At 67.4% G+C, this 6912-nt stretch carries 5 protein-coding genes; 2 read left to right on the top strand and 3 right to left on the bottom strand.

All coding sequences use genetic code 11. The annotated features are described in order from the left end of the window. Positions 1-228: 228 nt before the first annotated feature. On the bottom strand, positions 229-2829 hold the full coding sequence (clpB, locus tag IU448_RS15485; protein WP_195056183.1) for an ATP-dependent chaperone ClpB: 2601 nt from the start codon (positions 2827-2829) through the stop codon (positions 229-231). Between the two features lie 335 nt (positions 2830-3164). Between clpB and IU448_RS15480 the strand changes: the two genes are divergently transcribed. Then, positions 3165-4322, top strand: coding sequence for a globin domain-containing protein (locus IU448_RS15480; protein ID WP_195056182.1), 1158 nt, complete (start codon positions 3165-3167; stop codon positions 4320-4322). Between the two features lie 206 nt (positions 4323-4528). Continuing rightward, a complete protein-coding gene (locus tag IU448_RS15475; protein ID WP_195056181.1) occupies positions 4529-5311 on the top strand; it encodes an FAD-binding oxidoreductase in 783 nt (260 codons plus the stop codon). Positions 5312-5318: 7 nt separating this feature from the next. Here IU448_RS15475 and IU448_RS15470 read toward each other — a convergent pair whose 3' ends face one another. Both IU448_RS15470 and dnaJ read right to left on the bottom strand, forming a co-directional pair. Further along, positions 5319-5744: a heat shock protein transcriptional repressor HspR gene (locus IU448_RS15470; RefSeq protein WP_195056180.1), complete on the bottom strand. Its 426-nt coding sequence runs from the start codon at positions 5742-5744 to the stop codon at positions 5319-5321. Next, positions 5744-6904 (bottom strand): molecular chaperone DnaJ, encoded by a 1161-nt coding sequence (gene dnaJ, locus IU448_RS15465; protein WP_195056179.1) that lies wholly within the window; start codon positions 6902-6904, stop codon positions 5744-5746. The genes IU448_RS15470 and dnaJ overlap by 1 nt, the downstream gene beginning before the upstream one ends. Between the last annotated feature and the right edge of the window lie 8 nt (positions 6905-6912).

Here is a 6912-nt window from a genome sequence, read left to right as displayed (position 1 = left end):
GCACAGCACGCGGCACAGCACGCGGCACAGCACGCGGCACAGCACGCGGCACAGCACGCGGCACAGCACGCGGCACAGCACGCGGCACAGCACGCGGCACAGCACGCGGCACAGCACGCGGCACAGCACGCGGCACAGCCGTCCCGGGCGAGCGCGCTCGCCCGGGACGGCTTCCGCTGGATACCCGGTCGATCCACCGACCTCGCGGTGATCGGCCGGGCCGCGCTCTTACGGGGCGGGAGTGCCGCCCGAGACCGCGGCGGGTTCGCGCAACCGCCGGCCCACGATGAGTCCGTCCCCGTCCGGGCTCACGCCGACCTCGACGGTGTCACCGTCGGTGACCTCCCCGGCCAGCAACTCTTTGGCGAGAGTGTCACCGATCGCCTGCTGGATCAGCCGGCGCAACGGGCGCGCACCGTAGACCGGGTCGTAGCCGCGGACCGCCAGCCAGAACCGCGCCGAATCGCTGACCTCCAGGGTGAGCCGCCGCTGGGCGAGCCGCCGCTGCAGCTGGTCGAGCTGGATATCTACGACGTGGGCGAGCTGTTCCTCGTCCAGCGAGCTGAACATCACCACATCGTCGAGGCGGTTGAGGAATTCCGGTTTGAACGCCGAACGCACCGCGTTCATCACGAAATCCTTATCGCCGCCGGCCCCGAGGTTCGAGGTGAGGATGAGGATGGTGTTGCGGAAGTCCACCGTGCGGCCCTGGCCGTCGGTGAGCCGGCCCTCGTCGAGCACTGCGAGCAGGATGTCGAAAACGTCCGGGTGCGCCTTCTCGATTTCGTCGAACAGCACCACCGTGTAGGGCCGCCGCCGCACTGCCTCGGTGAGCTGGCCGCCCTGGTCGTAGCCGACGTATCCGGGCGGTGCGCCGACCAGCCGGGCGACCGCGTGCTTCTCGCTGTACTCGCTCATATCGATGCGGACCATGGCGCGTTCGTCGTCGAACAGGAAGTCGGCGAGTGCCTTGGCCAGCTCCGTTTTACCGACACCGGTAGGTCCGACGAACATGAACGATCCGGTGGGCCGGTTCGGATCCGCGACCCCCGCGCGGGCACGCCGCACCGCATCGGAAACCGCCTGCACGGCCTCGGTCTGGCCGACCACGCGCCGGCCGAGTTCGGTTTCCATCCGCAGTAGTTTCTCGGTTTCGCCTTCGAGCAGCCGGCCGACCGGGATACCGGTCCAGGCGGAGATCACCTCGGCGATATCGTCGGGTCCGACCTCCTCCTTGAGCATCACCTCACCGTCGGCCGCCGCCCCGGAGGCCCGCTCGGCTTCGGCGAGTTCCTTTTCCAGCGTGGGGATCCGGCCGTACCGCAATTCGGCGGCTTTGCCCAGGTCGCCGTCGCGTTCGGCGCGTTCCGATTCGCCGCGCAGGCCCTCGAGCTGCTCCTTGAGCACGCGCACCTGGTCGATCGCGGTTTTCTCGTTTTGCCAGCGGGTGGTGAGCTGGTTGAGCTTCTCGCGGCCGTCGGCGAGTTCGCCGCGCAGTTTCTCCAGCCGTTGTTTGGACGCCTCGTCGGTTTCCTTGGCCAGCGCGACCTCTTCGATCTCGAGGCGGCGCACGGCGCGTTCCACTTCGTCGATCTCGACCGGTCGCGAATCGATCTCCATTCGCAACCGGGACGCGGATTCGTCGACGAGGTCGATCGCCTTGTCCGGCAGGAACCGGGAGGTGATGTAGCGATCGGAGAGGGTGGCGGCCGCTACCAGGGCGGAATCGGTGATCCGCACGCCGTGGTGCACTTCGTAGCGTTCCTTGATCCCGCGCAGGATGCCCACGGTGTCCTCGACCGAGGGTTCACCGACGAGCACCTGCTGGAAGCGGCGTTCCAGGGCCGCGTCCTTCTCGATGTGCTGGCGGTATTCCTCGAGCGTGGTCGCGCCGACGAGCCGCAGTTCGCCACGCGCCAGCATCGGCTTGATCATATTTCCGGCGTCCATGGCGGATTCGCCGGTGGCGCCGGCGCCGACGATGGTGTGCAGTTCGTCGATGAAGGTGATGATCTGGCCGGCGCTGGACTTGATCTCCTCCAGTACCGCCTTGAGGCGTTCCTCGAATTCGCCGCGGTATTTCGCGCCGGCGACCATCGCGCCGAGGTCGAGTGAGACCACGCTCTTGCCGCGCAACGATTCGGGTACGTCGCCTGCGACGATGCGCTGGGCCAGGCCCTCCACGATGGCGGTTTTACCGACACCGGGTTCACCGATGAGCACGGGGTTGTTCTTGGTCCGCCGCGACAGCACCTGCACGACGCGGCGGATCTCGGTATCGCGGCCGATCACCGGATCGAGCTTGCCCGACCGCGCGGCATCGGTGAGATCGGTGGAGTACTTCTCCAGCGCCTGGTAGCTGCCCTCCGGATCCGGGCTGCTGACCCGGGCGTTGCCCCGGACGGCGGTGAAAGCCTCGCGCAACGCGCCCGCGGTGGCGCCGTACTTCTCGAGCAGCATCGTGATATCGGTATCGCCGGTGGCGAGTCCGACCATCACATGCTCGGTGGAGACGTATTCGTCGCCGAGTTCGGTGGCCAGATGCTGGGCCGCGGTGATCGCGGCCAGCGCTTCCCGGCCGAGCTGCGGGGTGGTGGTGGCGCCGCTGGCGCGAGGCAGCCGGTCGACGATGTCCTGGGCCTCGCGCCGCACCGTCGCGGGATCGGTGCCGACCGCTTTCAGCAGTGGCCCGGCGATCCCGTCGGTCTGGTCCAGCAGGGCCACCAGTAGATGGGCCGGACGGATCTCCGGGTTACCGGCCGCGGACGCCGCCTGGAGGGCGGCGGTCAGGGCGGCCTGAGTCTTGGTGGTGGGGTTGAACGAGTCCACGAAGCACCTTCCTGCTAGTCGATATCTCCTCCGGCAACCGCGCCCGATCCCGGGGACTCGTGCCGTTCTGCCCGGTTCAACGTTCGAAAGGTTGAGTCTGTTCCGCTCAAGTTTGCCAATTTTCCGCCGATGACCTCGGCGCAGGGTTGCCCGGAAGATGCCGGCGGCCGGCTCACACCGCCGCGGCGATACCCGAGAACAAGATCCGTCAAACCCGGTTTTCGTATTTCACATCCACCATCATCACAATTTTCGGGGATACTGGTCGGATGGAGGACCGCCGGTAACGGCAACGTCCTTATCGGGCAGATATCAGGGAAAGGAAGCTCCACGCCGTGGATGCGCGTTCGGCAGCGCTGGTCCGCGCCAATTTCCAGTCGGTGCTCGACGCACCGCATGGACCCGAGCGGTTGGTCAGCGCTTTTTACGGTCACCTGTTCGCCGAGAATCCGCGGCTGCGGGAGTTGTTCCCGCCGACCATGGATATGCAGGCGAAACGGCTGACCACCGCGATCCAGTACATGCTGGATCACCTGGAGGATTGGGACCGTGCCCAGAAGTTCCTGGAACAACTGGCGCGCGATCACCGCAAATACGGGGTCGAGGCCGCGCACTACGATCAGGCCGGTCCCGCGCTCTATGCCGCCTTCGGAACCTACAACGGCCCGAACTGGACCCGAGAACTCGCCGAAGGATGGCGCGATGTCTGCCTGCTCATATCGGCCGCCATGGCGATAGGCGCCAATTCCGATGATTCCCCGCCCTATTGGGAAGCCACCGTTGTCGGGCACCGCCATGTCCTCGACGACCTCGCCATCGTGCGGTTGCAGTCCGATGACCCGATCCCCTATCTGGCCGGCCAGTACGTCCCCGTCTCGGTCCCGCAGCGGCCTCGGATGTGGCGCTACCTCTCGCCCGCCATCCCGTCGAATCCTTACGGCGAGATCGAATTCCACGTCCGCAAGGTCCGCAGCGGCTGGGTGAGTCCCTCGATCGTCAACGAAACCAAGGTCGGCGACCGCTGGCTCATCGGCGGCCCGCTCGGCGGGCTACAGGTTGACCAGGATTGCGGCCGCGATGTGCTGATGATCGGCTCCGGCACCGGTATCGCCCCGCTGCGCGCACAGTTGATCGAAATGGGTCGCCGCGGAATCAATCCGCGGGTGCACTTCTTCATCGGCGGGACCTACCCGTGCGACCTGTACGACGTGGAGAACATGTGGCAGCTCTCGCAGAGCAACCCGTGGCTCACCATCGTCCCGGTCTGCGAGCACAAGACGAACCCGTGGTGGTACCCGCATCCCACCGAGGACGCGCCCTACGGGATGCATCGGCGGCTGGTCGGTAACCTCGGCGCCGTGGTGGCCAGTTTCGGTGCGTGGGAGGATCGGCAGATCCAGATCGCCGGTTCGGCGAAGATGATCGCGGACACCCGGCGCGCCCTGCTCGCGGTGGGTACCCCGGAGGAGATCATCAGCACCGATCCCGTCTGAACAGGATTCGCAATCCCCGGCGCCCCTGGACCCGACGCTCCCGCCCGGCCGGAACATCCGGAAAAGATCTCGGCGCGGATCATGTCGAACGTGAACGCGGAGCCCCGGCCCGGGCCCCCGCGGAACAGGACCGGCGCCACGTGATCCGATGGGGCAATATCCCCGCCACCTCCGCAAACCGTACGAACCTACTTCGAAGGAATGCCGTGACCAATGACCCCCGCGTTCACTCCGACCGCTCCGCCCAACCGGCACAGTGGGTCGCGGACGTGGTCGAACATCACCGGCTACGCCACGATCTGGCGGTGGTCCGGTTGATCGGTGAATACGTGCCGTTCACCGCGGGACAATCCGTGGAAGTCGAAGTACCGCAGTTCCCCGGGATGCGCCGCCGTTTCTCCCCGGCGCTACCGCCCTCACTGGACGGCAAACTCGAATTCCACATCCGCACCGTGGCAGGCGGCTGGTGCAGCAGCGGGATCATCGCCGATACCCGGCCCGGCGACCGCTGGAAACTGGCCGCGCCCGAAGGCATGTTCAGCGTGGACCCCGACGGCGACGAGGTGGTGATGATCGCCGGCGGCACCGGACTGGCACCTCTGCGGTCACAGCTGCTGGAACTGGCCCGGCACGAACACCCCCCGACCACCTACCTCTTCTTCGGTGGATTTTCCCCCCGCGACCTGTACGCCGCCGACATGCTGGTGCTCCTGGCGGCGGATCTGCCGTGGCTCACCGTGGTGCCGGTCGTGGAACGCCTCGAGGACCCGTCCTGGCCCGACGAATGGTACGACCGCCACCGAGTCGATATCGGCTTCGACGAGGACGACCTCATCCAGGGCACCCTCGCCGAAGTAGTCGGCTCCTACGGCAGTTTCGACCGCCACCAGGTGCTGGTGTGCGGTTCCCCGGCGATGACACGATCCACCGTGGAGAAGCTGCTCGACGCCGGAACCCCACCGGAGCGCATCCAATTCGAAGGCGCCTGAGACCGGCTCAGCGCCGGCGGTTGCGGGGCTGCCAGACGACCAGAGCGGTATTGCGCTGCGGGGGGATCAGTTCCGGCCGATAGTCGGGCCGGGCCCGCTCCCGTTCCAGTGCCGCGGTCAGTTCGACCACCCGCTCCTGCAACTCGGACACCTGGTTGGTGAGTTCGATGATCCGCTTGATCCCGGCCAGGTTGACGCCCTCGTCCTGGGACAGCCGCTGCACTTCCCGCAGCAGCTCCACGTCCCGTTCCGAATAGCGCCTACCGCCACCCGAAGTGCGCTGCGGCGTCACCAATCCCAGCCGGTCGTAGGTGCGCAGTGTCTGCGCATGCATACCAGCCAACTGGGCGGCCACCGAGATCACGAAGTACTCGGCGCGCGGCTGCGCCCGCGCCGAACTACTCTCGGATGCCCGTCTCGAATCGTGGGACATCACGCACCTGCCCATCCAGCTCTCGGATCGAAGCCGCTGGCCTTCTCCGCCTCCTGCAGCGCGCGCAGCGCGGCCACGGCATCGTCGTCCAGCTTCGGCGGCACGGCGACCTTCACGGTGACCAGCAGATCACCGGCTCCGCCACCACGTTTGGGGACGCCCCGGCCACGCACCCGCAGGGTGCGCCCGTCGGCAGTACCCGGTGGCACCTTCACGCCGACCCGGCCCTCCAGGGTGGGCACCGATACGGTCGTGCCGAGCACCAATTCACTGTAGCTGACCGGCAGTGCCAGGGTGAGGTCGTCACCGGTCCGGCCGAAGACCCTGTCCTGGCTCACCCGCACCGTGACGAACAGGTCGCCCGACGGCGCGCCGCGCAGTCCGGCCTCGCCCTGCCCGGCCAGCCGGATACGCTGGCCGTCGGCGATACCCGGCGGGATCCGGACGTTGATGGTACGGGTGCGGTTCTGGATTCCGTTGCCGTGACAGTCCACGCACGGATCGTCGATTATCGACCCGGTACCGCGGCATTCGTCGCACGGTTCGCTGAATCCGAAGGCGCCTTGGTTCCGGCTCACCACACCGCTGCCGTTGCAGATGGGACACACCCGCGGGCTGGTACCCGGTTTCGCGCCGCTGCCGTGGCAGGTGGTGCACGGTGACGGGCTGGTCAGGTGCAGTGGAACCGTCACACCGCGGGCGGCTTCGCGGAAGCCGAGGGTTGTCTCGGCCTCCACATCCGCGCCCCGGCGCGGCCGGCTGGTGCGGGTGCCGCTGCGGTTGAACAGCCCGCCGAACAGGTCGCCCAGACCGCCGTCGGCGCCGCCGCCGGCCTGCCCGAAGATATCGCCCAGGTCGAAGCCCTGGGTGAAGCCGCCACCGCCGCCCGGGGCGAAACCACCGCCCCGGGCGTACCCGCCGCCCGCGAACAGGCGGCGGGTTTCGTCGTATTCGGCGCGTTTGGCCGGATCCGACAGCACGGTGTGGGCCTCGCTGACGGCCTTGAACCGTTCCTCGGCCTTGGCATCCCCCGGATTGGCATCCGGGTGCAGATCACGGGCGAGTTTGCGGTAAGCCTTCTTGATCTCTTCGGTGGAGGCGTCGGAGGAGACGCCCAGTTCCTTGTAGAAGTCCTTTTCGATCCACTCCCGCTGGCTCACCGGGCATC

It is taken from the genome of Nocardia flavorosea (genome assembly GCF_015477805.1).
Classification (GTDB): Bacteria; Actinomycetota; Actinomycetes; order Mycobacteriales; family Mycobacteriaceae; genus Nocardia; species Nocardia flavorosea_A.
This window is presented reverse-complemented; position numbering and strand designations above follow the sequence as displayed.

Bases quoted from the DNA above. Each gene is read 5' to 3' on its own strand.
- IU448_RS15470 (WP_195056180.1), bottom strand. From the start codon at position 5,744: ATGTCCCACGATTCGAGACGGGCATCCGAGAGTAGTTCGGCGCGGGCG.